Source organism: Pseudoalteromonas sp. SWXJZ94C, assembly GCF_015864385.1.
Taxonomy (GTDB): domain Bacteria; phylum Pseudomonadota; class Gammaproteobacteria; order Enterobacterales; family Alteromonadaceae; genus Pseudoalteromonas.
On record NZ_JADYXF010000005.1, the window covers coordinates 55,168 to 81,205 of the forward strand.

The 26,038-nt window shown below is 37.0% G+C and carries 21 protein-coding genes; 10 read left to right on the forward strand and 11 right to left on the reverse strand.

The features are described 5' to 3' along the window. Positions 1–53: 53 nt before the first annotated feature. Entirely contained in the window at positions 54–1,889 is a 1,836-nt protein-coding gene (locus I6F65_RS03185) for a DUF885 family protein (protein ID WP_166110189.1), read from the reverse strand. A gap of 144 nt (positions 1,890–2,033) precedes the next feature. On the opposite strand from I6F65_RS03185, the gene I6F65_RS03190 reads away from it, so the two are divergent. Both I6F65_RS03190 and I6F65_RS03195 read left to right on the forward strand, forming a co-directional pair. Further along, positions 2,034–3,308, forward strand: a complete 1,275-nt coding sequence (locus I6F65_RS03190) for an amidohydrolase family protein (protein WP_197111523.1) — start codon at positions 2,034–2,036, stop codon at positions 3,306–3,308. 275 nt (positions 3,309–3,583) lie between these two features. After that, the gene (locus I6F65_RS03195) at positions 3,584–6,001 is read left to right on the forward strand and encodes a TonB-dependent siderophore receptor (protein WP_197111524.1); all 2,418 of its coding nucleotides are present in this window, start codon (positions 3,584–3,586) and stop codon (positions 5,999–6,001) included. Positions 6,002–6,276: 275 nt separating this feature from the next. Here I6F65_RS03195 and adhP read toward each other — a convergent pair whose 3' ends face one another. Further along, positions 6,277–7,287 carry an alcohol dehydrogenase AdhP gene (gene adhP / locus I6F65_RS03200; RefSeq protein WP_197111526.1) on the reverse strand — a complete coding sequence of 337 codons (1,011 nt, stop codon included), beginning with the start codon at positions 7,285–7,287 and terminating at the stop codon, positions 6,277–6,279. 402 nt (positions 7,288–7,689) lie between these two features. Here adhP and I6F65_RS03205 point away from each other — a divergent pair, with 402 nt between their 5' ends. After that, on the forward strand, positions 7,690–8,235 hold the full coding sequence (locus I6F65_RS03205; protein ID WP_024611107.1) for a GbsR/MarR family transcriptional regulator: 546 nt from the start codon (positions 7,690–7,692) through the stop codon (positions 8,233–8,235). Positions 8,236–8,275: 40 nt separating this feature from the next. Here the strand turns inward: I6F65_RS03205 and I6F65_RS03210 are convergent, their stop codons facing one another. Continuing rightward, positions 8,276–9,292 (reverse strand): lytic transglycosylase domain-containing protein, encoded by a 1,017-nt coding sequence (locus I6F65_RS03210; protein ID WP_197111528.1) that lies wholly within the window; start codon positions 9,290–9,292, stop codon positions 8,276–8,278. Continuing rightward, the gene (locus I6F65_RS03215; RefSeq protein WP_024611105.1) at positions 9,285–9,566 is read right to left on the reverse strand and encodes a YcgL domain-containing protein; all 282 of its coding nucleotides are present in this window, start codon (positions 9,564–9,566) and stop codon (positions 9,285–9,287) included. The genes I6F65_RS03210 and I6F65_RS03215 overlap by 8 nt, the downstream gene beginning before the upstream one ends. A 155-nt stretch (positions 9,567–9,721) precedes the next feature. On the opposite strand from I6F65_RS03215, the gene minC reads away from it, so the two are divergent. Genes minC through minE form a run of 3 tightly spaced genes read left to right on the forward strand, consistent with a single transcriptional unit; the run spans position 9,722 to position 11,506 of the window. Next, positions 9,722–10,426 carry a septum site-determining protein MinC gene (gene minC, locus I6F65_RS03220; RefSeq protein WP_024611104.1) on the forward strand — a complete coding sequence of 235 codons (705 nt, stop codon included), beginning with the start codon at positions 9,722–9,724 and terminating at the stop codon, positions 10,424–10,426. A 5-nt stretch (positions 10,427–10,431) separates the two neighbouring features. Continuing rightward, positions 10,432–11,241 carry a septum site-determining protein MinD gene (gene minD, locus I6F65_RS03225; RefSeq protein ID WP_008172113.1) on the forward strand — a complete coding sequence of 270 codons (810 nt, stop codon included), beginning with the start codon at positions 10,432–10,434 and terminating at the stop codon, positions 11,239–11,241. A 1-nt stretch (position 11,242) separates the two neighbouring features. After that, positions 11,243–11,506: a cell division topological specificity factor MinE gene (minE, locus tag I6F65_RS03230; protein WP_008172115.1), complete on the forward strand. Its 264-nt coding sequence runs from the start codon at positions 11,243–11,245 to the stop codon at positions 11,504–11,506. A gap of 463 nt (positions 11,507–11,969) precedes the next feature. Here minE and rnd read toward each other — a convergent pair whose 3' ends face one another. From rnd to I6F65_RS03245, 3 genes are all read right to left on the reverse strand, one after another. After that, on the reverse strand, positions 11,970–13,100 hold the full coding sequence (gene rnd / locus I6F65_RS03235) for a ribonuclease D (RefSeq protein WP_166110207.1): 1,131 nt from the start codon (positions 13,098–13,100) through the stop codon (positions 11,970–11,972). A gap of 51 nt (positions 13,101–13,151) precedes the next feature. Next, positions 13,152–14,804, reverse strand: coding sequence for a long-chain-fatty-acid--CoA ligase FadD (gene fadD, locus I6F65_RS03240; RefSeq protein ID WP_024611102.1), 1,653 nt, complete (start codon positions 14,802–14,804; stop codon positions 13,152–13,154). A 115-nt stretch (positions 14,805–14,919) separates the two neighbouring features. Continuing rightward, the gene (locus I6F65_RS03245; protein WP_197111530.1) at positions 14,920–15,771 is read right to left on the reverse strand and encodes an alpha/beta fold hydrolase; all 852 of its coding nucleotides are present in this window, start codon (positions 15,769–15,771) and stop codon (positions 14,920–14,922) included. A 390-nt stretch (positions 15,772–16,161) separates the two neighbouring features. On the opposite strand from I6F65_RS03245, the gene I6F65_RS03250 reads away from it, so the two are divergent. Then, positions 16,162–17,451 carry an alkaline phosphatase gene (locus I6F65_RS03250; RefSeq protein ID WP_197111533.1) on the forward strand — a complete coding sequence of 430 codons (1,290 nt, stop codon included), beginning with the start codon at positions 16,162–16,164 and terminating at the stop codon, positions 17,449–17,451. A gap of 94 nt (positions 17,452–17,545) precedes the next feature. Here I6F65_RS03250 and I6F65_RS03255 read toward each other — a convergent pair whose 3' ends face one another. The 3 genes from I6F65_RS03255 to I6F65_RS03265 all read right to left on the reverse strand — a co-directional run bounded on the left by I6F65_RS03255 (position 17,546) and on the right by I6F65_RS03265 (position 20,571). Continuing rightward, positions 17,546–17,875: a hypothetical protein gene (locus tag I6F65_RS03255; RefSeq protein ID WP_024611099.1), complete on the reverse strand. Its 330-nt coding sequence runs from the start codon at positions 17,873–17,875 to the stop codon at positions 17,546–17,548. Positions 17,876–17,943: 68 nt separating this feature from the next. Next, positions 17,944–18,645 (reverse strand): tRNA (adenosine(37)-N6)-threonylcarbamoyltransferase complex dimerization subunit type 1 TsaB, encoded by a 702-nt coding sequence (tsaB, locus tag I6F65_RS03260; RefSeq protein ID WP_197111535.1) that lies wholly within the window; start codon positions 18,643–18,645, stop codon positions 17,944–17,946. Positions 18,646–18,654: 9 nt separating this feature from the next. Further along, positions 18,655–20,571 (reverse strand): ATP-dependent DNA helicase, encoded by a 1,917-nt coding sequence (locus I6F65_RS03265; protein WP_166110221.1) that lies wholly within the window; start codon positions 20,569–20,571, stop codon positions 18,655–18,657. A gap of 421 nt (positions 20,572–20,992) precedes the next feature. Here I6F65_RS03265 and I6F65_RS03270 point away from each other — a divergent pair, with 421 nt between their 5' ends. After that, positions 20,993–22,276, forward strand: a complete 1,284-nt coding sequence (locus I6F65_RS03270) for a sodium:proton antiporter (RefSeq protein WP_166110224.1) — start codon at positions 20,993–20,995, stop codon at positions 22,274–22,276. 278 nt (positions 22,277–22,554) lie between these two features. Further along, positions 22,555–24,411, forward strand: coding sequence for a cytochrome c/FTR1 family iron permease (locus I6F65_RS03275; RefSeq protein WP_197111594.1), 1,857 nt, complete (start codon positions 22,555–22,557; stop codon positions 24,409–24,411). Positions 24,412–24,478: 67 nt separating this feature from the next. On the opposite strand, the gene I6F65_RS03280 is transcribed toward I6F65_RS03275, so the two are convergent. Continuing rightward, on the reverse strand, positions 24,479–24,715 hold the full coding sequence (locus I6F65_RS03280; protein WP_197111537.1) for a hypothetical protein: 237 nt from the start codon (positions 24,713–24,715) through the stop codon (positions 24,479–24,481). A gap of 420 nt (positions 24,716–25,135) precedes the next feature. Between I6F65_RS03280 and hisG the strand changes: the two genes are divergently transcribed. Further along, positions 25,136–26,035, forward strand: a complete 900-nt coding sequence (gene hisG, locus I6F65_RS03285) for an ATP phosphoribosyltransferase (protein ID WP_197111539.1) — start codon at positions 25,136–25,138, stop codon at positions 26,033–26,035. The last annotated feature ends 3 nt before the right edge of the window (positions 26,036–26,038 follow it).

The following is a 26,038-nucleotide window of genomic DNA, read 5'->3' on the forward strand; positions in this document are numbered from 1 at the left end:
TGCAAATGGCGCAAAGCCAATACCCTTTAAAAGTACTGACTTTACGCTACAAATTAGCTTTGAGATTTAACCCAACGCTTAATTTTTTCCTCTAGGATTGGCATTGGTAATGCGCCATCAATTAATATTTGCGTATGAAACGCTTTAATATCAAATTTATTACCCAATTCTTTTTTAGAATAATCACGTAACTCTTGAATTTTAAATTGCCCTAACTTATAAGACAGCGCTTGACCAGGCCATGCTATATAGCGCTCTACTTCAGCAATTACGTCACTTTTGGCCATAGACGAATTTGCAAGCATATAGTCTATACCTTGTTGACGCGTCCACCCTTTGGCATGAAAACCGGTATCAAGTACCAAACGCATTGCACGTAATTGCTCGTCTGATAAACGCCCGTACCACATATATGGGTCGGTAAATAAGCCCAATTCTTTACCTAAGCTTTCTGCATACAGTGCCCAGCCTTCAGCAAATACGGTGTAACCACCAAATTTGCGAAAATCCGGTAAGCCATCAATTTCTTGCTGTAATGCAATTTGAAAGTGATGACCAGGGGCGGCTTCGTGTATCGATAAGGTTTCGAGTAAAAACTTAGGTTGCGCTTTCAAGTTATAAGTATTGATATAAAAAATACCAGGGCGCGAACCATCAGGTGCCGGAGATGCATAAGAAGCCCCAGCAGCAGATTGTGCACGATAAGCTTCAACAGGTTTTACTATGTATGGCGCTTTTGGTGCTACATCAAACAATAAAGGCACGCGAGCATCAATTTTTTTCTTAACGTTTTCATATGCCGCAATTAACTCTTCTGGAGTGTCGTAATAAAACTCGTCTGAATCACGTAAGTGGTCAAAAAATTCAGGTAACTCACCTTTAAAGCCAACCGTTTCTTTTACTTTTTTCATTTCGCTTAAAATACGCGATACTTCACTTAAACCAATGTCGTGAATTTCGTCAGCCGATAAGCTAAGAGTGGTATTTTTTTTAATTTGGTATTCGTACCATGCTTTACCGTTTGGTAAGTCGCTGTACCCGACTGTTTCTCGGCTATTAGGTATATATTGCTTAACTAAAAACTCGCTCATACTATTATAAGCAGGTACTAAATGCTGCATAATTAATTCACGGTATTGCGCTGTAATTGTTTGTTTTTGTTGAGCAGTAAATGAATCAGGAAGGTTTTTTATCGGTCCCCAAAATAATGAATCTTCAGCTTTGGTTACAACATGTGCTTTAAACTGTGGTGCAAGCTTTTGTGCTAATGGTTTAGGTAAAACCACACCTAATTTAATACCTTCAGCCATCGAATTTTGTACGCTGGCTAGCCATTTAATAAAGCCTTCACTTCGCTTTAAAAAATTACTGTAGTCGTCAACTGATTTAAACGGTTGCGCACTTTGCCCCGTACCAAAACCTGCAAATGTATTATGCGCACCCGACATTTGATTTATGGGTAACAAATAACTAGGAAATTGCATCCCTTCGAGCTTTAAAGCTAAATCGCGGTCTAATATTTCATAACTTAAAAGAGCCTGCCCTACTAACTGCGCTTTATCAATAAATGATAAACGTTGTTGATATTTTTTATAAAAAGCAGCTTTTTTTGCACGGTTAGCTTGTGAAATTTCAGGCGTGAATTGACTGTTAAACTCGCTTCGACCATTGTAAGTTGCACTGATTGGGCTAAAGGTAAGAGATTCATCGTAATATTGTGATACTAGTACATCGAGCTGCTGCTCAGCGGAAAGTTCTGATACAACATTTGCTGAAGTACTATCTATGTTTGATTGCGAATGTGTATTAGTTTTAGAGTCTGTATTAACGCAACCACTTAAAGCAAACATAACACCGCTGGTAACAACGGCTAATTTAATTAATTTCATGGTAATCCTTTTAAAATTTACGCCCTTATTATGAGCATTAGCGCCCATTAAAGAAAGAAATTACGTTCATCGCTATTTATTTGCACTTTATTTTTAGCTTGATAGAGTTAATTAAGTCTTAACTACTTCTATAAGAAAAACAAAATGAAAAAACAATTGCTCTCAGCTTCTATCGCATTGTTGTGCTTAAACAGTTTAAATGCGCAGGCATTAACGTATATTTCTGCCAAAGCAATGCTTGATGTAGAAAATGGAAAGTTGATCCAGTCACCATTAATTACTATAGATAACGGCATAATCACTTCTATTGAACAAAATAAAAAACCGACACTCACCAAAGAAGATGAATTGATTGACTTACCACAGTTAACATTAATGCCTGGTTTAATGGATATGCACGTACATTTAACAAGTGATCCAACGGTGCCGCGCAGTGAACGCTTAGGACAATCGGTACCTAGAATGGCAATTAAAGCGGCTCATTTTGCTAAAAAAACCTTGGAAGCCGGATTTACAACAGTACGCAATGTGGGTGCTGAAGGTTATAGTGTGATTGCAGTACGTGATGGTATAAATGCAGGTGACATTGTGGGTCCTCGCATTTGGGCTGCGGGTCCATCTTTAGGTATTACAGGCGGACATTGCGATAACAATAGATTACCACCTGAACTTAAATATACTTCCAGCGGTGTAGCTGATGGTCCGTGGGCTGCGCGAATAAAAGTACGCGAAAACATTAAGTATGGTGCAAACGCTATTAAATTTTGTGCTACGGGTGGTGTGTTTTCAAAAGGCACTAAAGTAGGCGCACAACAATATTCTTTTGAAGAAATGAAAGCCATTGTTGATGAAGCCCATATGAGAGATTTACCTGTAGCTGCTCACGCACATGGTACAAGCGGTATAAAAACAGCGATTAAAGCCGGTGTAGACAGCGTAGAGCACGCGAGCTTTTTAGATGACGAAGCGATAGCGCTTGCCAAAGAGCATGGAACTTGGCTTTCTATGGATATTTATAACACCGAATACACTTTAACTTATGGCGAGCAAAACGGCGTAGATGAAGAAAACCTAAATAAAGAACGCCAAGTATCTAAAAAGCAGCGTGATAGTTTTAGCCGTGCTGTTAAAGCTGGCGTTAAAATGGTTTTTGGTACCGATGCTGCAATCTACCCACATGGCGATAATGCAAAACAGTTTTCACGCATGGTGAAATTTGGAATGAGTGAGCTACAAGCAATCCAAGCATCTACAATTAATAGCGCTAAATTATTAAAAATGGGTGAGCAGCTAGGACAAATTAAAACGGGTTTCGCTGCAGATATAATTGCAGTAAAAGGCAATCCCTTAAAAAACATTTCACTTTTAGAACAAGTGCCTTTTGTTATGAAAGCAGGTGTTGTTTACAAAGCTAACTAATAATGACTGCACAACATTAAATACAAAATAAAGACTGAGTACTTTAAAGCTCGGTCTTTATTATTTCTAAATTAACATTTTGCTTTCCCTTTCTCTGCATTTTACTTTAATTAAATGTTAAATAACTTGGTTAGATGTTATAAAATCTCGCGAATCGCTTAAATACCAATCAAACAGTTCTAATTTATTAAAATAATTGAACTTTTCCATTCACTTTAAAAACAATAACCATTATCATTCGCGCAAAGTTATTAAATGCGAATACGTATCACCTCATGAAAAAATTTAAATACTCATTAATTACCTTAGCTTGCTTAAATGCACATGCAGCTATTGCAGCAACAACTGTAGAAGATGACATAGAGCGCATTAGCGTATACGAAAAACAAAACCGTGTTGTGATGAGCTCAGGATTAGCAACTAAATCAAACATGTCTCTTATGGAAACACCTGCACCGGTTGTAATAATAGACCGTGAACTAATTGAATCTCAAGGTGTTGATAGCTTACAAGATTTAGTAAGAAACGTGAGTGGCTTAACTCAAGCTGGTAATAACTACGGTATTGGTGATAATTTAGTAATTCGTGGTTTAGATGCTAACTACACATACGATGGTATGTACGGTGGTGCTGGTTTAGGCAATACATTTAACCCTACCCGTTCTTTAACTAATGTTGAGTCGGTTGAAGTATTAAAAGGTCCTGCTACCGGTTTATACGGGATTGGTAGTGCTGGTGGTGTAATAAACTTAATAGAAAAAAAACCAGAGTTTGAAGAAAAGCATAAAGTGGCAGTTGAGCTTGGTCAGTGGGATAGCTATTCATTATCGTTTGATAGCACCAACGCCATAACAGATGATTTAGCTTATCGTGTAATGGCTAAAACAGCGTCAAGTGACGGTTTTCGAGACTTAAAAGAAGATCGAGACGAGATTTATACCTCACTTAAATACGTGCTTAACGACAGACAAAACATCATGCTTTCTGCAGCATATATAAAAGATGAAATAGCTGTTGATTCTATTGGTCACCCTATTCGTATTTACAATGCCGAAACTGCAAACGGTTTAAGCGCGGGTGAAGTAACAGGTGCCGATTTAGTAAACGATCCAACAGGAAGCGGCGTACAGTTAAGTAATGCACAACGCGACCAACTTGCTAATTCATTATCTTCAACAGATGGCTTAACACCTTATAGCTTTGGCACAAATGGTATTATTTCACCAATGGCTGATGCTAACGAAGGTGAAGAGTTGCGTTTTAAATTAACGCATAACTATTACATCACTGACGATTTGTTTTTAAATCAGCAGCTACAGTACCGTAACTACACATCAAGCTTTGCTCGCCAAACAGGTGCTTATAACTACGTTTACTCTACTCGTGATGGAATTATAAATAACGATCCTCGTGCTCCTTTAGTTGAAGACGGTGTACTTTACCCGTATGCAGCACGCCGCCAAGAATACCGCCAAGTAGAAGCAGATGAAAAATCGTGGCAGTACTTTTTAGATTTACGTTATGACTTTACGTTAGGCGACGTAGATAACGAATTACTTGTTAACGCAAACTACGAAGATAGAGATATTCGTTTTAAACAGTACTCAATATGGGATCAAGATTACGTACTCACAAACGATGTTGGTGATGTAACGTACCAAGGTTCACTTCCGTATATTTACGATATAAGAGAACCAAATTGGCCAACAGGTAACTTTGAAGATTACGATCCGCTTAAAACAAGCGACTACAATAAAAAAGTACAAGCATGGGGTTTAGGCATTCAACATGTTGGTTACCTAACTGAAGAACTTACAACGCGTATTGGTGTTGCATATAACCGAATTGAGCAAACTTACGAGCACTTTGGTGTAGATGAGCGCTATAGCTCAAGCAGTGCAGAGCCAACACCTGAAGCAAGTACATCAGATTCTGGCTTAACGTATAATCTTGGTGCAACGTATCAGCCATCTGAAGATTTATCTGTATTTGTAAATCACTCAAAAGGTCGTACAGCGTATAGTGTATTGGGATCTGTTGCGGGTAATGAAGCAGACAGAGAAGATTCTGAATCAATAAGTAACGATTTAGGTTTTAGATTTAAAGCGTTTGATGATCAACTACTGGCTTCTGTTGTTATATTTGAAAGCTCTCGTACTAATTTAGAATACACAAACCCGCTTTATGACGCTTTAACATCAAGCTCAGATGTACCTGAAAGCTATTATGATGGTAAAGAAGAAACAACAGGTATTGAACTTGATTTAAATGCTTACTTAAATGATAAATGGAAAATAAACGTAAACGGTATCTATCAAGATGCACGTGACAAAAGTAATCCTAATAGCAGCAGTTATGATACACGCCAAAAAGGTGTCCCTTACGTAACAGCAAGCACATGGGTAACTTACTACGCAGATATGTTTAACTTACCTGAAGCTGTGAATATTAGTGGTGGTATTACATTTGTAGATAACAGAAGTACTAATTCAAGTTCGTTCTCGATTCCAGATGGTTATGTACCAAGTTACACGATATACGATACAGCTGTATCGTATACAACTGATAAATGGCATATGCAGTTAAACTTAAATAACTTGTTTAATAAAAAGTATTACTCAAAAGCAATGTTTTTAGGTGGTATGCCAGGCGAAGAGCGTAATGCAAAACTAAGTTTTAGTTACACTCTATAACTAACCTGAGCTCTGGTTAAGAGATTTACCAATTTATTGAATTATAGTGATATTTAATTTATTTTCTCTAGCCAGAGATTTTCAGTGAAAACAAGGCGAATTTACTTGCAATAGCTGGCCTATTGCAAGTAAATTCAACGCAGTGAGCGCTGAAAATAGCTGCTTGAGATAGATTTATTATCCAGAGTTCAGGTTAACTGATTAAATACTTAAAAAGCACGGTTTTCTAATTTAGAAACCGTGCTTTTTTGTGTTTTATAAACGCTTAATTTTGATCAGATAGTAACAACTATGCGACCGTTAATTTCACCTTTGAGCATATCATCAAAGATTTCGTTAATGTCCTCTAAGCGCTTTTCTTCAATAATTGCTTTTACTTTACCTTGCGCTGCAAACTCTAAACATTCTTGTAAATCTTTACGTGTACCAACAATAGAGTCCACTACCGAAATGCCATTAAGAACAGTATCAAAAATAGGAAGCGGCATATCCTCTGGAGGTAAGCCTACTAATACACATTTACCGCCACGGCGTACACTTTTATAAGCTTGTTCAAACCCAGCTTTAGATACCGCAGTACACACAACGCCATGCGCGCCACCTACTTGTTCAAAAATAGCTTCGCTAGGAACAACATCTTTAAAATCGAGTGTTATATCTGCTCCGAGTTCTTTAGCAAGGGCGAGCTTTTCTTTACCTGTATCAACAGCAACTACATTAAAGCCCATTGCTTTAGCGTATTGTACGGCTAAGTGGCCAAGACCACCCACACCAACAATAGCAACCCACTGCCCTGGCTTAGCACCGGAGACTTTTAACGCTTTGTAAGTTGTAACACCTGCGCAAAATAAAGGAGCGGCTTCTGAAAATCCAAGCCCCTCTGGTATTTTTACAACGTAATCACCGTGTGCCAAACAATACTCAGCATAACTACCATCAATAGAGTAACCGGTATTATGTTGGGATAAACACAATGTTTCTTTCCCATCTAAACAAAACTCACAGTGGCCACATGCGCTATAAAGCCAAGGAATCCCCACCCTGTCGCCAACGTCTAAATGCTTTATATTAGTACCCACTTTTTCAATAACGCCAACACCTTCGTGACCTGGTACTAAGGGCATTTTGGGTTTTACTGGCCAATCGCCATGACAAGCATGTAAGTCGGTGTGGCAAACACCACAAGCCGCTATTTTTACTAAAACGTCGTTTATTCCAACCTCAGGGATTGGCAGATCTATTATTTGTAATTTACCTTTATATTCATTATTAATTGCAGCTTTCATAGTCATTCCATCGTATGTGAAAAAATTAAAAATAAGGATTTATTTAACGAACCTGAACTCTGGTTAAGAGATTTACTAACATATTTAGCCATGATGATATTTAAATTTGTTTATCTCTAGCCAGAGATGTTCAGTGAAAACAAGGCGAATCTACGCGTCAATAGCGGGCCTATTGCAAGTAAATTCAACGCAGTTAGCGCTGAAAATAACTGCTTGAGATAGATTTATTATCCAGAGTTCAGGTTAACTATCATCTGTACAACATAACCCAATATAGATGTATAAATATTAATCTAAATCAGACTTTAGTCGTTAAAAATTATTTATATAAGAGCTAAGAACTTGCTATACAAAATGAGCGTGCTAGCATTACTTTCTGAATTTATTGAAAGTTAATAAGCTATGAGTTTATCCGAAAAGAATTTTGCCTTTGTAATGCATTGTGGTGAGATGGGCAGTCGCTGGGGATTCAATCGTACAATCGGGCAAATGTGTGGCTTGCTGATTATTACTAAAAATCCTATGACCGCAAACGAAATTGCCGATGCGTTAAGTATTTCTCGCGGTAATGTAAGTATGGGTATTAAAGAATTGCAATCGTGGCAATTAATTAGAGTGCAACATATTCCAGGAGATCGCAAAGAATACTATGCTCCTGCTGGTGATATTTGGGATATGGCAAATCGCGTATTTGAAGAGCGAAAAAAGCGCGAAATTGAACCCACCTTAACACTGCTACGTGATAACTTATTAGACGAAGCCAGTAATGACGATGAGCTTTACGCACAAAAACAGATGGGGGAAATTCATAACCTGCTTGAAACCGTAACAAAGTGGTCGTCTGAACTACAGCGCTTAACGCCTGAGCAGCTTAATAAACTTATGAAGCTTGGTTCTGGGATTGGTAAAGTTATTGATTTAAAAGATAAGATATTTAAAAAAGAATAAAGCCGCAATTGCGGCTTTATTTATATGTATACCTCAAGAATTAGATTTTTGGGTAACCAATTCTATCTGACAAGTAACCAACGCTTGTAGCAAAGTAGTATGAACGATTCCAATGCATAAACACTTTATAATTATCGTACGCTAAATACATACGGCCATTTATATCATCTGGCATAACAAGTGCTGCACGTACATCGACATTAGGTAAGTCAGAGCCGTCAGCTTTGCGTACACCTAATGCTTGCCAATCAGCTAGCGAACGCTCTGAATCATTCCAATATTCTAACCACTGCTTGCGTGTTTTTGTTCCACGAACTAATACATATTTACTATCAAAATTTTCAGGTAATTGAACTTGGCGACCCCAAGTAAGTGAGTCATTCCAACCCTCTTGCTTTAAATAATTAGCAATAGAAGCAAAAGCATCCTCTTTTGTCGTCCAAATATCTTTGCGACCATCGTTATTGTAATCAACTGCGTATGCATTAAATGAGGTCGGCATAAATTGCGTTTGACCCATTGCACCAGCCCACGACCCTTTAAATTTGTCTAAGGTAATATGACCCGATTTTAAAATATCGAGTGCCGCCCAAAGTTGGCGTTTATAAAGTGCTTCTCTTCGCCCGTCAAAAGCAAGTGTTACAAGGGATGAAATAACGTTATGACCACCCTGAATAGCGCCAAAGTTACTTTCAAGACCCCAAAGCGCAACGATAAAGCGTGCTTGCACACCAAACTCTTTTGCTACTTGCTCAAGTACTTCTTTGTTTTCGCCGTATAATTTACGTGCACGATCAATTTTCCATTGAGGTACTCGTTTTGGTACATAAGTTTCAAGAGTCTCTTTTACCTCTGGCTGATTTTTATCAGCTGACACAATTTTTTCTTTATAAGTAGCCGTTGCAAAAGCATCATCAATAAGTTGTTCTTCGTAACCCTTAGCGATTGCCTCTTGCTTTAAATTAGTTAAATACTCTTGAAATTCTGCTTGGGTTTTTGCCATCACAGATGAGCTTAAACATACACCACATAATAAAACGATAAGTTTTTTAATCACTATCCACTCCATTTTCTTTTCGTAACTGACTTAACAAATTAGGCTCTGGTGGTGGAAGCTGTAAATAATAGCCTTTCTCAATCAATGACGCTTTTACAGACTCTAAATCAGAACCACCTAAATGCTCACGCTTTGCTAAGTTTATGATCATCACATAATGAGGTTGACCAAACATAGTCATTAAAGGTTCCGGAACTTTGTCAAAATCATCTCTTTTTTCGACAAATAAGAACGTATCCGCTTTTTTCTTACTTTTATACACTGCAGTCAGCATTATGACCCTATAAATTCTTGCTTAACAATGCTTCGCACTATAACATGAGAGTAATAATAAGTTAGAAAAATTAGATTAGAAATTTGAATAAAGGGCCTATTCAGCCTACGTTTATCTAAATTTAATTTCTGATCAGACAATCCAATTGAGCGTGTATGTCAGACCAAATTTTTGAGCTAAAAGGAAATCTTTTTACGTTATCAGTTTTGCATCTTTATAGTACTGATATAAACCTTTTAGCAGAGCAGTTGTATGTAAAAATAGCCCAAGCACCTAAATTCTTTGAAGGTGCTCCTATTGTTGTTAATTTAATTGAGATAAAAAATAGTTCTCTCGATTTTGTACATTTAAAATCATTAATAGAACGCATGAGTTTTAATGCTGTTGGTATTTGTAATGGTTCTGATGAGCAAAATGTACAAGCAAAGGCTGCTGGTCTATCTGTTTTAAATTATTCACAAGACGTTAAGTCTGAACCTGTTAAACAAGAGCCTAATACTTCTATCGTAGAAAAAAACGTTATTTTGCCAGCGCAAATTATTAACGGTACGGTACGTTCAGGACAGCAAGTATATGCAAAAGATCGAGACTTAATTGTACTAGGTGCTGTAAGCCACGGTGCAGAAGTAATTGCCGATGGCAATGTACATATATATGGAACCCTTCGCGGACGAGCTATTGCTGGCGCGAAAGGGTTAAAAGACGCACACATATTTTGTCACCGCTTAGAAGCAGAGCTTGTTTCTATAAATGGCAATTACTGGATCAGCGATTCGCTACAAGGCGAACACTGGGGTAATGCTGTGCAAATACAACAAAAAAATGAATCATTAGAAATTTCAGCTTTGGTTAAAGGATAAATCTCATGGCAAAAGTAATTGTCGTTACCTCGGGTAAAGGCGGTGTTGGTAAAACAACATCAAGTGCTGCTATTGGCACTGGCTTAGCTTTAAAAGGCTATAAAACAGTTATTATCGACTTTGATATTGGTTTACGTAACCTCGATTTAATCATGGGTTGTGAACGCCGTGTAGTATATGACTTTGTAAACGTAATTAACGGTGAAGCAAAACTTAACCAAGCACTTATTAAAGATAAGCGTGTAGATAAATTATTTTTATTACCCGCTTCGCAAACACGTGATAAAGACGCACTAACTCGCGAAGGTGTTGAGCGCGTACTTAACGAACTAAAAGAAGACTTTGATTATATCGTTTGTGATTCACCAGCGGGTATAGAAGCTGGCGCAATGATGGCAATGTACTTTGCAGATGAAGCAATTGTAACGACAAACCCTGAAGTTTCGTCAGTACGAGATTCTGACCGTATTTTAGGTATTTTACACAGCAAATCAAAACGTGCTGAAGAAGGTTTAGAAAATATTAAAGAGCATTTATTATTAACACGCTATAATCCAGAACGTGTTGCTAAAGGCGAAATGCTATCTGTTGAAGACGTACAAGACATTTTAGCAATTCCATTATTAGGTGTTATTCCTGAATCGCAAGCAGTATTGAGCGCATCAAACTCGGGTCAACCGGTTATATTAGACAGTGAGTCTGATGCTGGTCAGGCGTATGCTGATGCAATTAATCGCTTACTCGGTGAAACCGTCGATTTTCGCTTCTTAGATGTAGAGAAAAAAGGCTTATTTAAACGGATTTTTGGAGGTTAACGTGTCTTTACTTGACTACTTCCGCTCAGAAAAGAAAAATAGTGCGTCATTAGCAAAAGAGCGATTGCAGATCATTGTCGCGCACGAGCGTTCCCAACGAGGAACTCCGGATTACTTACCACAATTAAAACAAGATATTTTAGATGTGATCCGCAAATACGTGAACGTAAGCAGCGATGCAGTACAGGTACAGTTTGATCAAAACGAAGATGATTTAGCCGTACTTGAGCTAAACGTTACATTACCTGATGAAGAAAGAAAGTAATTAAAGAATGGGCGCTACTAATTAATGGCGCCCTCTTCTTTAAACACTATTTACTGAACAATTAAAAATTGTCATGCTCTATTACAGTATGAAATATTTAGCTGTTTGTTTAAACCTTTCAGTAGCTTGCATATACTTTTTACTTATACTTTAACTACATAAAGCAATATAACCTGCCGATACATTTTGGTTTACAAACTACCTGTATATAAAACTTATCTCTGTGTTTAATCCTTAAACTAAAAAAAGTTTATAGCGACTTACAAACGTCATATTTAAATTAAAAACATGTCAACTAAACTCGCTTTTTAGCACGCTATTAATATGTGTCTAAAGCAATCAGCTAAATATTAAATTATAAGTACAATTGAAACCTATAATAGATGTAAGCAGCATTAACCCAAAGTAAGTTGTTGGTATTAAAAAATTAATACTGCTTTATTTATTCGATAGAATTAGAGTACTAAGTATCCCATTCTTTTAGCGCTGCTTTAACGTAGTCATAACGCCAAGAGCTTAATAAATCGGGCTTGATATGCTTTAGTTTTTGTTCTGAAGTTAGTTTCCAATTCCAGCTAATTAATTGATTAACTTGCTTTTTAGATGCCATAACATCTTCAGGAATATTATGCTCTTTTGCTACTTTAGTGATTTTTTGTTTTACATCTTTTGCTACTTTTTTATAAGTAGGAAAATCAATTAAACGCTTTAGAGTCTCTGGGTGCTGCTCATCTGGTATCAGTTTAGCGACCTCAATACACTTAAGAATTTCTACACCAGATCGATTAACTTCAATTGCTTCAACGCCTGGTATTTGTCTAAGTGCATTTAAACTAGACGGACCACGTTTAGCAATCTCAGTCATGTTATGTTCTTTAAGAACAAAGTTAAGCGCTAAATTTTTACGTATTGCTTTACTTCGACGCCATGCAGCAAGCTCTTTTAAAACGGCTAATTCATGTGGTTTAAGTTGCCAAGCATTTTTTATGTCTTTGTATAAAAGATCATCCGGTGTTTGAAAAGCACGTTTATTAGCAATTAACTCACTTTCATTTATTACAATATCAAATAAATCAGCGGCTTTAATACGCTCTATAATTAATTCAAAACAGGGCAATAAATGAAATGTATCAGCAGCTGCATAATCAAGTTGTTTTGTTGTTAACGGGCGTTGCAGCCAATTGGTACGAGATTCACTTTTATCTATTTCAATACCTAATAGCTCTTTTACCATAAGGGCAAAGCCCATACAGTTGCCTTCACCAAGTAATTGTAATGCAAACTGTGTGTCAAATAATGGGGCTGGTACAAATCCTGCGTACTTTTGAAATACTTCGATGTCTTCTGATGGCGAATGTAGAACTTTTAAAACAGCGGGATCTTTTAAAATTTGCCAAAAATCAAATAATGACAGTTCGGCAAGTGGATCGATAAGCGCTAAATGTTCTCCATCAAAAACCTGAATAAGTGCAACTTCAGGATACAAAGTGCGACGGCGCATAAATTCGGTATCAATAGCTAAAATAGGTTTGTTTTGAATCTGCTCAACAAAGGTATTGAGTTGGTTTTGGGTTTGAATCAATTGGTATTGCACTTAGTCTCCTACAATAAAAAAGCCGGCTATTGCCGGCTTTTTTATAGGTTGCTAATCTTTCAAGGCTCTTCTGAGTATTTTACCTACATTAGTTTTAGGCAACTCATCCCTAAACTCAACGAGTTTTGGAACCTTGTAATTAGTTAAATTATCACGACAGTGTTTTATTATATCTTTTTCAGTTAAGGATTGGTCTTTTTTCACAACAAAAACTTTAACTTGTTCGCCACTTGCATCGTGAGGTACACCAATAGCAGCTACTTCTAGCACGCCTTCGTGCATTGCAACCACTTCTTCTATTTCGTTTGGAAATACATTAAAGCCCGATACGATAATCATATCTTTTTTACGGTCTACTATAAAAAAGAAACCTTCATCATCATAAGTCGCTATATCACCAGTTGCGAACCAGCCGTCTTTTAAACATTCAGCGGTAGCGTCTGGTCGTTTATAATAACCCACCATAACCTGTGGGCCTTTAACGCATAGCTCGCCAGGTTCGCCTTTTGCAGCTTCTTCACCATTATCTAGTATTAGCTTAATGTCTGTATTAGGTGCTGGTAAACCAATCGAGCCATTATAAGATTCTAAGTCATAAGGGCTTATAGTAACTAAAGGAGAACATTCGGTTAAACCATAGCCTTCCATTAATTTTGAGCCAGTCACTTTGTGCCATTTTTCAGCAACAGGACGTTGGACAGCCATACCACCACCAAGTGACATTTTGAGATGACTAAAGTCAAGATCTGCAAAACCAGGTGTGTTTAATAAGCCATTAAATAAAGTATTTACGCCAGTAATAGCTGTAAATTTAGTTTGCCCTAACTCTTTTACAAACCCTGGCATATCACGAGGATTGGTAATTAATAAGTTTAAACCACCATATTTCATAAAGGTTAAGCAGTTAGCCGTTAGTGCAAAAATATGGTAAAGCGGTAAAGCGGTAACAACCACTTCCTTACCACGAACCAATACATTATCTAAACAACCTGATACTTGCTCTAAGTTACCTACCATATTTCCATGGCTTAACATCGCACCTTTAGATACACCCGTAGTTCCACCGGTATATTGTAAAAATGCTAAATCATTTAAACCCATTTCTGGACGTTTATATGCATTTTCGTCTGCATCTAATAGATCAGAAAACTTAATTGGGTTTGGTAAACTAAACTTAGGTACCATTTTTTTAATATACTTAACAACAAAGTTTACTATGTGCTTTTTAATACCACCCACCATATCGCCTACTTGCGTCACTACAATGTGTTTAACATCAGTATGTGCAAGTGACTTTTCGAGCGTGTCAGCAAAGTTTGCAAGTATAAAAATAGCTGTTGTATCAGAGTCTTTTAATTGATGTTCTAACTCACGTACAGTATAAAGTGGATTAACGTTAACAACCACACAACCTGCACGCAAAATACCTAAGATAGTTACTGGTGTTTGCAGTAAGTTAGGCATCATAACAGCAACTTTATCGCCTTTTTTAAGACCTAAGTTATTTTGGATGTAGGAAGCAACTTTTTTAGTCGCTGTATCAATTTCGTCATAAGATAACGTTTTACCCATATTAGAAAATGCAGGTAAATCTTTGTAATCACTAAAACTTTTTTCAAATACTTCGAGTAACGAGTTGTAATGCTCAGGATCGATTGTTTCAGGCATACCCTCTGGGTAGCGCTTAAGCCAGATTTTTTCCACTCTTAGCCCCTGTTTATAATTATATTTTTATTAACCTTAATCTAAGTAAGGCACTTTAACAATTGAGCAAATACTCTAATGCGATGATAATCCCACATTTAGCGTTAATATACAATTAACATGCACCACTTTGCACCATAAATGCATTTATGTGCTCAAAACATAGTTCACTACTTTGCATATGGCAATGGTGTCCCCCATCCACATGAATAACATTCAAGTTGTTGTAATAACTAACATACTTTGCCAAATTTTGTTTCACAAATGAATAGCCTTCATTGCCTAAAATTAACTGACATGGTGCAGATAAATCTTTTATTGCACCAATACATTGCGCCTCATCAAACCTAAAACCTGAGTGATTTTTAAGCTTTGGATCTGTTGTTAATTTAAATCCGCCTGATACTGATTTTATATTTCGATCCATTAAAAGCGCAATAAGTTCATTATTTAAGTCGGTTGTTAGTGATCGCGCTTCATAAATAAGCTCTTTAGATTTGTAAATTCTCGGCTTTTTACTTTTTAATCGCGACCTATTTAACACCGCACTTTTTAACTGCTCACACACACTTTCGCTTGGGGTGGTAATGCAACCAATTCCTTCTATAAAGGTAACTGACTTTACATAACTATTAAAACAACTAGCGAACAATCCCGCGACCATAGCCCCCATAGAATGCCCAACTAAATGTACTTTTTTAACACCAAGTGCATTTATAAGTTGGTATATATCATCTATATAATCAACAAAATAATAATGTGCATCATCACTTCGCCAAGACGATAAACCATGCCCTGCAAAATCAACACAATACCAAGTTTGCTCTGGTTGTGCATTAACTAGCATAGGTACAAAGCTGCTACTATTATCTAACCAGCCATGTAAAGCAATAACAATCTCATCACCGCAACCGGTCTTTAAACCATGAATATTTAAATTATTGGTTTTAATATTAAAGGGCTGCACACCATACCTCTTCTTTTTAGTTATTATTATTTATAGCATACAAGTTGTCAGACCACTAACATGTAAATTCAACCCACTTATCTAGCCAATTAACAGCTTATATTATGCAATACTAAGTGCATTAATGTAATAAAACCAATTATTTCAAAACCTTAAGTAAATATTAGGTCTTAATAGCTATCAAGCAACCTAATTAATATTTATTTTGTGCTAAGTTTTTCACTGAATCTGGGTATATCAAACGGTTATAGTAACTATAAACTATAAAAATGATCTGTTAGATAAAGTAAGCTTATTAATTGTTATTCATCTCATATATTCATTTATTTATAACACTTACGGTATACAATAAATGCGGCTATTAAATTAAGGTACACATAAGGTACAACCATGAAAAAACAGATCAGTTTGTTGGCACTTTTATGCACCACTTGCGGTGCTTACGCAGAATCAGCTCCTAAAAATGTAATTTATATGATTGGTGACGGCATGGGTCCGGCTTACACCACTGCTTATCGCTATTTTAAAGACGACCCTGCGACTAAAGAGATCGAAGGTACTGTTTTCGATACAATTTTAAAAGGCATGGCGCATACTTACCCTGATGACCATACATATGTAACTGATAGCGCAGCAGGTGCAACAGCGCTTAGTAGCGGTCATAAAAGTTATAATGGTGCTATAGCGGTAGATACAGATAAAAAACCAGTTAAAACGATGCTTGAAATAGCTAAAGAACGCGGTATGACCACAGCGCTTGTTGTAACATCACAAATTAACCACGCAACTCCAGCAAGCTTTGCAGCCCATAACGAGTCTCGAAATAACTACGATGATATAGCAAATGATTACATTGATAATAAAATTGCCGGTAAATTACCTGTCGATTTAATGCTAGGGGGTGGTACTAAATACTTTATTCGTGAAGATCGTAATATTGTTGATGAATTTAAAGCAGCCGGTTATCAATATGGTGACGACATTAAAAACCTAGGGCAAATTACACAAATACCTGCAATTGGTTTATACGCATCTAAAGGCTTGCCTTTTGCATTAGATGAAAACCCAACTCGCCTTACTCAATTAACGTCTAAAGCACTTGATTTACTAGACGGTCAAAACAAAGAAGGATTTTTTGTAATGATTGAGGGAAGCCAAATTGATTGGTGTGGGCACGCCAACGATATAGCCTGTGCTATGGCTGAAATGGACGACTTTGCTAAATCAATCGAGAAAGCAAAAGCGTATGTTGATAAAAACAAAGACACTATTTTAGTTATAACAGCCGATCACTCAACGGGCGGCCTAACTATTGGTGCGCACGGCCAATATAAATGGGAAACTGAGGTAGTTAAAGGGATTAAAGCATCAGCTTCTAAATTAACTGTTCTGCTTATGGAGTCTAATAATTTAAAGTCGGTTTGGACTGCTAATACAAATATTGAGTTTACAACTGAAAATCAAATTAAACTCGAACAAGCTAAAAAAATGGGCGAAAAGGCACTTAACTTAGCAGTTAAAAGTATTATTAGTGATACAAGCTTTACTGGCTGGACAACCGGCGGGCACACCGCTGTAGACGTTCAAGTATTTGCTTATGGCAAAGGCAGCGAGCAATTTATTGGTTCGCAAAACAATACAGATATTGCAGATAAGCTAATTGGCTTTATTGAACAATAATTTAAGACTTTGTTTTGTATAATACAAAAGCCCGAACATATGTTCGGGCTTTTTATTGAGCTACACGATTTTACTAAATTAAAACGCTAAAGTTTTAAGCGTATATATCAACGCCTATTAAATTTTTAACTTCTGCTCTGCGCTCTAAATTAGCGAATTCAGTGTAAGTCGAAATTGCTTTACTAATTTTAGCTGATGGTTGGTCATAAATTGTTTGGCTGTATTCATTGCTTTTAGCACTGGTTTTAAACAGCTGATTGGCAAGCTCTACGCCCTCTTTACTGCTTTTTACATAATCAGTATTCGTTTTTTGGACAGCAGGTTGTTCTAATAAACTTTGTGGTTTATTAGTAACAATTTTAGTAGAGCTAACCCTACCTGGAATATCCCCTGTAAAAAAACCTGAACCAATAGGCAGCGTCATTACGCGTCTCCAACCTTAATCTTACTTAAAATTATGATTTAAAAACAACCAATTTGCAAATAATGTTGCTACTCACGACCTGGTAACTTTTTCCAAGTAACCGTATCACGTACATACTTAGGTTGTGCATCGCTCGCTTTTACAACGTCTCCCGCTAAAAAAGCAGCTTCAACTTGAGCCAACATATAACGAGCGTCTGGCAATGTAATATCACTATTAATTGTAACATTATCAAAACTGTTCAGTGCATCAGGGTATGTTTTAAAGCCTGTGCCTACAGCTACAGATGGCTCAGTGGTAGTAATATAATCATTATTTAGTAAGTCAGGTTTTATTACGCACTCTTGATTAACTAAAAGCATTAAATTATTTTGCGCTTGGTAATGTGCAAAGTATATTTCGCCCATACGTGCATCTATACTTGGGTAAACGCTCACACTACCGTTTTGTTCAAATGCTTGTTGCGCCATAATTCCTAGAGTTGATACACCTACAAGCGGTAAATTAGTTGAATATGCTAAGCCCTGCGCTATAGCTACACTAATACGTACACCAGTAAAACTGCCAGGTCCTTGACCAAATCCTATAACATCTAAATCCTTTAGTTTGCAGTTTGCTTTAGTTAATAACTCGTCAATAAGCGGTAGAATTTTTTGACTATGCTGTTGCGGACATTCTTCAAAATGATGAAATGTTTGGCCCTGAAAATGCAAAACAATTGATAATGCTTCAGTTGAAGCGTCAAGGGCAAGAATGTTACTTTTGATCATTTTATTACTCTAATTAATTTGTTGTAAAAATTTATTGGCATCTTCTAAACTACGCGTTCGGCGCATTGGCGGCAGGCTTTTTAAAAAGACTTGCCCGTATTGGCGTGTAACTAGGCGGTTATCGCATATTACAAGTACGCCTTTATCTTTAGTATCTCGTATTAAACGTCCAACACCTTGTTTAAGTGCAATAACAGCTTGTGGTAATTGTATATGCGCGAATGGATCTTTTCCCTGCATTTGGCAATCTTGCATTTTGGCTTGTAGTAATGGATCGTCTGGTGCTGCAAATGGTAACTTATCAATAATAACACAGCTTAGCGTGCTACCGCGTACATCAACACCTTCCCAAAAAGAAGCAGTGCCAAGTAATACAGCATTACCGTGGCGCGTAAATTTTTCTAAAATAATACGCTTAGACATCTGCCCCTGCATATAAACCGGATAGTCTATTTGTGTAGTAAGCCCTTCAGCCACTAAGTGCATCATTCGATAACTAGTAAAAAGTACAAAGCAACGTCCTTGCGCTGATTTTATAAGCTCAAGTGTTAATTTTACAATCGCATGTGGCATATTATCAGCGTGCGATTCTGGTAAATAGCGAGGTAAACATAGTAGCGCCTGATTTGGATAATCAAACGGGCTATCTACCATCATGCTTTGTTTTGGTTTTAAGCCAAGGCTTGCATTAAAGTGCTCTAGTTTGTTGTCAACAGAGAGCGTTGCTGATGTAAAAACAAAGCCCGCACCGGTGTCTTGCATCATCTGAGCAAATTTAGCTGATACATTTAATGGCGTTATATTAATAGTTAAATAACGCCGTGTTGTTTCATACCAATAACTAAAACCAGTTTGAGCCGTGTCAAAAACTCGCTCTAACTGACCTTTAAAAGCCAGTGTACGCTCAAATGGGTGCTCTATTTTATCGCTTCGGTCTAAGCACAGCTTTAATACTTGGTAAACAAAATCTAAGTCGCTAATTACGCGATGTAGCGCAGCACATATTAATTTATCGCTGAGTTTTTCTCGCCAATCCCCTCTACTTCCATCTACACCAAACTGCAGTCGTAAATCGGCAACACTCGTTTCTAATTTATTTAAGCTTTTACCTAGCTGCAACATATCTGGAATTTCGGATCTATAAATAGCACGTAAATCATTTATTAAATCCACCAGCTTTTTAGTACCCACACTTTCGCCAAAGTAATCACTGGCAATTTCGCTTAACTGATGAGCCTCGTCGAATATGTAAGCGTCAGCTTTAGGCATAAGTTCAGCAAAACCACTTTCTTTTACTGCCATATCTGCAAAAAATAAATGATGATTAATAACAACCACATCAGCATCAGCCGCTGTTAATCGCGCTTTACGTACATAACAACTTTGAAAATCGGGGCATTCTTTACCTAAACAATTGTCGGCCGTTGAATTTACATAAGGCAGCACTTTGGCATCATCTTCTATACCAATACAATCAGCTAAATCGCCTGTTTGTGTCTCACTTGCAAACTTAGCAACCATTGCAAGTTGGTGCATTACATCAGAATCATCAGTCGGTACATGAGCAACATGTTGATTTAGTCTGTAAGTACATAAGTAGTTAGCTCGTCCTTTCAATAAGGCTGTTTTTTTAGAAGCGCTTAAAGCTTTAACTAACTGAGGTAAATCACGATGGTATAACTGTTCTTGTAGGGCTTTTGAACCTGTAGAAATAATGGTTCTGCCTTTCGACTTAAGTGCAGGTGCTAAATAAGCAAACGTTTTGCCTGTACCTGTACCGGCTTCAACTACCAATTGGGAACTGCTTTTTAATGCATCTGCAACGGCTACAGCCATATCTATTTGAGGCTGACGTGGTGTATATCCATCTAAAGATAACGCCAACGGCCCGGTTGCACTAAACAGCTGTTTGATAATACCAATCACTTTACAAGAAATAATAACGGGATTTTACGTAAGCAAAGCGTTGAGGGCAAGCAATTAGAAATCTTGTGTAATAAATTAAAACCATCTGGTTATAATTTATTTGTAACCTAACAAATTTGTTATTGTTCAATACTTGTTTAGAAGATTTAATTTTTACATAAGTACGTAAAATTAATCACATCGCTTCACTTACTAAAACGGTATGTAGATAAATATAATTGAAGTAAATAACTTACTTTTAAAGTAATAACCACTCGTTTTAACACTCTTAAATAAACATTAACTAAATGTCCACTTGAGCCATAATTAAAAGGCAATTAATACCATAAAACTTGTGACACACTAATATGACAGGAGTACCATTAGCGCGGTTTAAAATCCTATTTTTTATATGTCATTTATAATTTGTTAAGGTTAATCAATGAATGCTTGGTACCTCATTTGTTTTCTCTCTGCACTTGCTATTTTTATTGCATTTGCAAATCAATATATTCTTAAAATGCAAACAACAATTGCGATTACAACAGGCTCGGTTGTTATTTCATTGCTGTTGATTGTTGCAGTTAAATTATTAGGCGATCAAAACGCACTTGAAATGACAAAAATAGTCTCGAGTATTAACTTTAACGAATTACTCCTCAAAGGTATGTTAGGTTTCTTGCTTTATGCAGGTGCACTGGAAATAAACCTGTTAGCACTGAGAAAACAACGCTGGGAAATAACGGCACTTGTATTGTTTTCTACTCTTGTTTCTACTTTTATTGTTGGCTATTTTAGTTTTTACTTATTTGCTTTATTGGGCTGGCCTGTCCCGTTCATTTATTGTTTACTGTTTGGTGCTTTAATTAGCCCAACCGATCCAATTGCTGTACTTGCAATCATTAAGCAAATGCGTGCTCCAGAGGGTATATCTGTACAAGTTGAAGGCGAATCATTGTTTAATGATGGTATTGGTTTAGTAATCTTTACAACCATTTTTTCGATTGCTTTTTATGGTACCGATGCAAACTTTTATGATGTGGCTGAGCTATTTTTTGTTGATGCACTTGGTGGTATTGCATTTGGTTTAATAATTGCTTTAGTTGGTCACTTTTTAATAATTAACAGCCGTGATGTAAACATTCGACTGTTAATAACACTCACTATACCTTCAGCCGGCTTTGCCGCAGCCAATATCTGGGAAATATCAGGGGCACTTGCCATGGTTACCAGTGGTATATTAATGGGTAATATTACGCGAACTAAAGCAACTGAACGCACCGGTCCAGAAGACACTCGCTACGTAAAAGATTTTTGGCATGCAACCGATAGCTTTTTAAATGCTTTATTGTTTTTGATAATTGGTATGCTAATTGTGACTATGCCTATTACAATCGGAGAAATTGGCTTAGGGTTGTTAATGGTACCTGCTGTATTACTCGCGCGTTTTATAAGTGTTGGAGCACCGTTTGTTATCTTTAAACGCTTTAGAACTTACGACAAGCACAGTGTTAAAATATTAACTTGGGGTGGTTTACGTGGCGGACTTGCACTTGCAATGGCGGCGGCTATTCCTCGCGATCAGGTTTACATAGCGGGATCTGACTTGCATAACCTTATTGTTATTGTGACCTACGTTGTCGTTATATTTTCTATTATTGTACAAGGTTTAACTATTTCACCATTAATACAAAGCAGTATTAAGTCAGCTGAAGAATCAAAATAGCTTTACCTTTTATAAATAATTAAAATTAGTAAATAAGGTTAAACTTGGCTTTATTTACTAATTTTTTAAGTTTAAAAACATCGTAGTAACATAAAAAATTATATTTTCGACTATTCCTCCTCTCTTAGTACAATTCCCTTGAAATGCAAATGAAAATGATTATACTTTTTGGTTTTCACCTCTAGGGCTATACGATGTCCAGTAATTCCTATTTTGCATTTTTAAATACCATTTCTTTAACTAAGCGTCATTTGTATGCTGCTTTTATGCTATTTTTTATGGTACTGAGTAGTTTTTCTGTTTCGGCTTCACCTGAACAGCAAACGAAAATTAAACAAATTGCACAGCTTGCCGAATATGTAGGTGTTGATTACGTTGCCGCAGTGGGTAATGGTAAAGTTCTTGACGCTGACGAATATCAAGAAATGACTGAGTTTTCTAATGTAATTATCAGTCAAGCAACGTCACTTACAAGTAATACAAATGAATTTGATATTGTAAAAACTCACGCACAAACGTTGCACAGTATTATATCTAACAAAGGCAGCGTTGAGGAAGTTCGTGCTGCTAGCTCTGTTCTTCGCGAATCCTTACTAAAATTCATGCCACAACTTTCTTTACCCAATTCTTTGCTACCTATTGAGCAAACTAAAGCCCTCTTTTCGGCTAACTGCTCAATGTGCCATGGTCCAAGTGGTAAAGGCGATGGTCCTTTAGCTAAAAACTTAACACCAGAACCGACTAATTTTACAAATGAAGAACGTGCAACTAACCGTTCTTTAATGGGATTGTTTGATGCTGTAAGCAACGGCATTGAAGATACACCGATGGTCGCTTTTACTCAATTTAACGAGCAACAGCGTTGGTCTTTAGCATTTTATGTAGGTAGTTTAGCGTTTCAGTCTGTAGAACAACCTAAAAACGTTGAGCAAAACATAACAGCATCACAAATTGTTAATCTTAATCCTGCACAACTCAGCGTAGGGCTAAATGATACTCAAAAGCAATATGTGCAATGGCTGCGTGGCAACCCTGAACATTTGTTTAGCGCAAAAAAAGATCCTATATCGGTTACACGTACGCAATTACTTGCAGCCCAACAGGCACATGCTAAAGGTAATTATTCTCAAGCAAGTGACTTATCGATTAGTGCTTACTTAGATGGTTTTGAACTAGTTGAAAATAACTTAAATGCATACGATGAAAATTTACGTAAAAGCATTGAAGTGCAATTAATGGATTTGCGCAAAACGTTTAAAGAAGAAAAAGACACTGCCATCGTAAATGAAAAAGTAACAGCTGCGCTTGCCCAATTAGCAAAAGCAAGCAACATGCTTAACGAAACAAAATTAACCGACAGTGCCCTGCTTTCAGCAAGTTTGGTTATTTTACTTCGCGAAGGACTAGAAGCACTATTAGTAATTATTGCATTAATGACCGTACTTATTAAAACCAAGCGCCAAGATGCGTTAAAATATGTTCATGTAGGTTGGATTGCAGCGCTTATTGCTGGTGGCTTAACGTGGGCTGCTGCGCAAACATTGATAGAAATAAGTGGTGCAAGCCGAGAAGTAATGGAAGGTGTTGGCGCTATGCTTGCCGCCGTAATATTACTTTATGTCGGTGTTTGGATGCACAGCAAAACCAGTGCAAAACAGTGGCAAGCTTATATTCAAAACAATATTAATAAACGTCTTGAATCAGGAACCCTCTGGGGATTAGCTGGGCTCTCGTTTATAGCCGTTTATCGTGAAGTATTCGAAACTGTATTGTTTTATCAGTCACTGCTTACACAAAGCACCACTGATCAGTACTCGTCTATTGCTATGGGCTTTGCCATTGGCGTAGCAATACTCGCTGTAATTACTTGGGTGTTAGTAAAATACTCAATAAAATTACCTGTTGCTAAGTTTTTTGCAATTACAACGTACCTGTTGTTCTTACTTTCATTTGTGCTTATGGGCAAAGCCGTAACGGCGCTTCAAGAGGCAGATATTGTTGGCATTGCGACCTTGCCTATTAATATTGATTTAGTATGGCTTGGTATTAAATCAACATGGCAAGGAGTGACTGCCCAGTTAATTGTTATTGCGATATTTGGATTTTATATCTTTAAAGGCAAAAACCAAAAGTAAACTAAAATGTAGTTAAAAGGCCCAATTTGGGCCTTTTATTCTCATTAACTTAAAGTTCTAAAATGTACTAAGCCCATGTATCTAAATGTGGACCATCTTCATCATCTGAGTTTGTATTTGCTCTTTGGGTTTGATCATCAAACGTATTAAGCTTTTTCTTTTTTTGTAACTCACGCCTTTTTTTATTCTCTAGCTCAACCTTTTCAGTCGCAGCAACACTTTGCACTCCTGCAATATGGAATGCTCCTTTAGACTCAACTTCTAGCCTGGTTATTCTTCCTAAATAAGGGATCATGATATCCATATGTACTTCCTTATTTTATTGTTTTATTAACTAATCACTTAGTTTGACTAATAAACAAACAAATATATTGTTGAAATCACTCATCTTACTTTAATATTATCGACAGTTATAAGATATGCTTTAATTAAGCTAAAAAAAACTTGCCATAATATGGTCGTTTATGTTTTTATGAATGCGAAATTTACTTAAACAGATAACAACTGCACGTTAACAAAATAACGGGCAGTTATATAGGATAAAAAATGCGCTTAAACCTGACAACAGTACATCATCACCACCATTCACCGGAATAACCTGTCAGGTCTTTCGCTGAGAGGTTATTCCTAAAAGGAACCTCTGGCGATTCAAATAACATTGATTCATTTTCGCCCTGAGGTTCCCCTCGGGGTTTTTAGTTTTTAAATTAAAGGAAAATGAATAATGAACAACAGTAATCGTCTACGTATCGCCATCCAAAAAGGCGGCCGCCTATCTAAAGATTGTCAAGATCTGCTTAAACAGTTAGGTGTTAAACTTAACCTTCGTGAACAACGCTTAATCGCACACTCAACTAATATGCCAATTGACGTACTACGTGTGCGCGATGACGATATTCCGGGTTTAGTAATGGACGGTGTATGTGACTTAGGCATAGTTGGCGAAAACGTACTAGTAGAAGTTCAAGCAGAACGTGAACGCCAAGGTGTTCCAAGTGAAGTAACCAAACTTTCAAAACTAGACTTTGGTTACTGTCGCCTTGCACTTGCATGGCCACAAGAGCTTGGCGCTCGTGATAAGAGCTGGTTTGAAGGCAAACGTATTGCTACTACCTACCCAGAAATTTTAACTCAGTGGTTAAAGCGCGAAGGCATTAACGCAAGTACAGTAATGCTTACTGGTTCTGTTGAAGTAGCACCGCGTGCGGGTTTATCTGATGCAATTTGTGATTTAGTATCTACTGGCGCAACACTTGAAGCTAACGGCTTGATTCAAGGCGAAACAATTTTAGAATCAAACGCCTGTTTAATTCAAAATAAAAATCTTCAAGATGCCGACAAACTAGCACTAATCAATAAGCTTATGCCGCGCCTACGTGGTGTTAGACAAGCTAAAGAAAGTAAATACATCATGCTACACGCACCAAAAAACAAACTTGATGAAATTTGTGAAATTTTACCTGGTTCTGGTCAACCTACTCTACTTGCCCTTGCTGGTAACGATGAATACGTAGCACTTCACATGGTAAGCAGCGAAACATTATTTTGGGAAACAATGGAGCAGTTAAAAGCCCTAGGCGCTAACTCTATTTTAGTTATGCCAATTGAAAAAATGATGGAGTAAGTG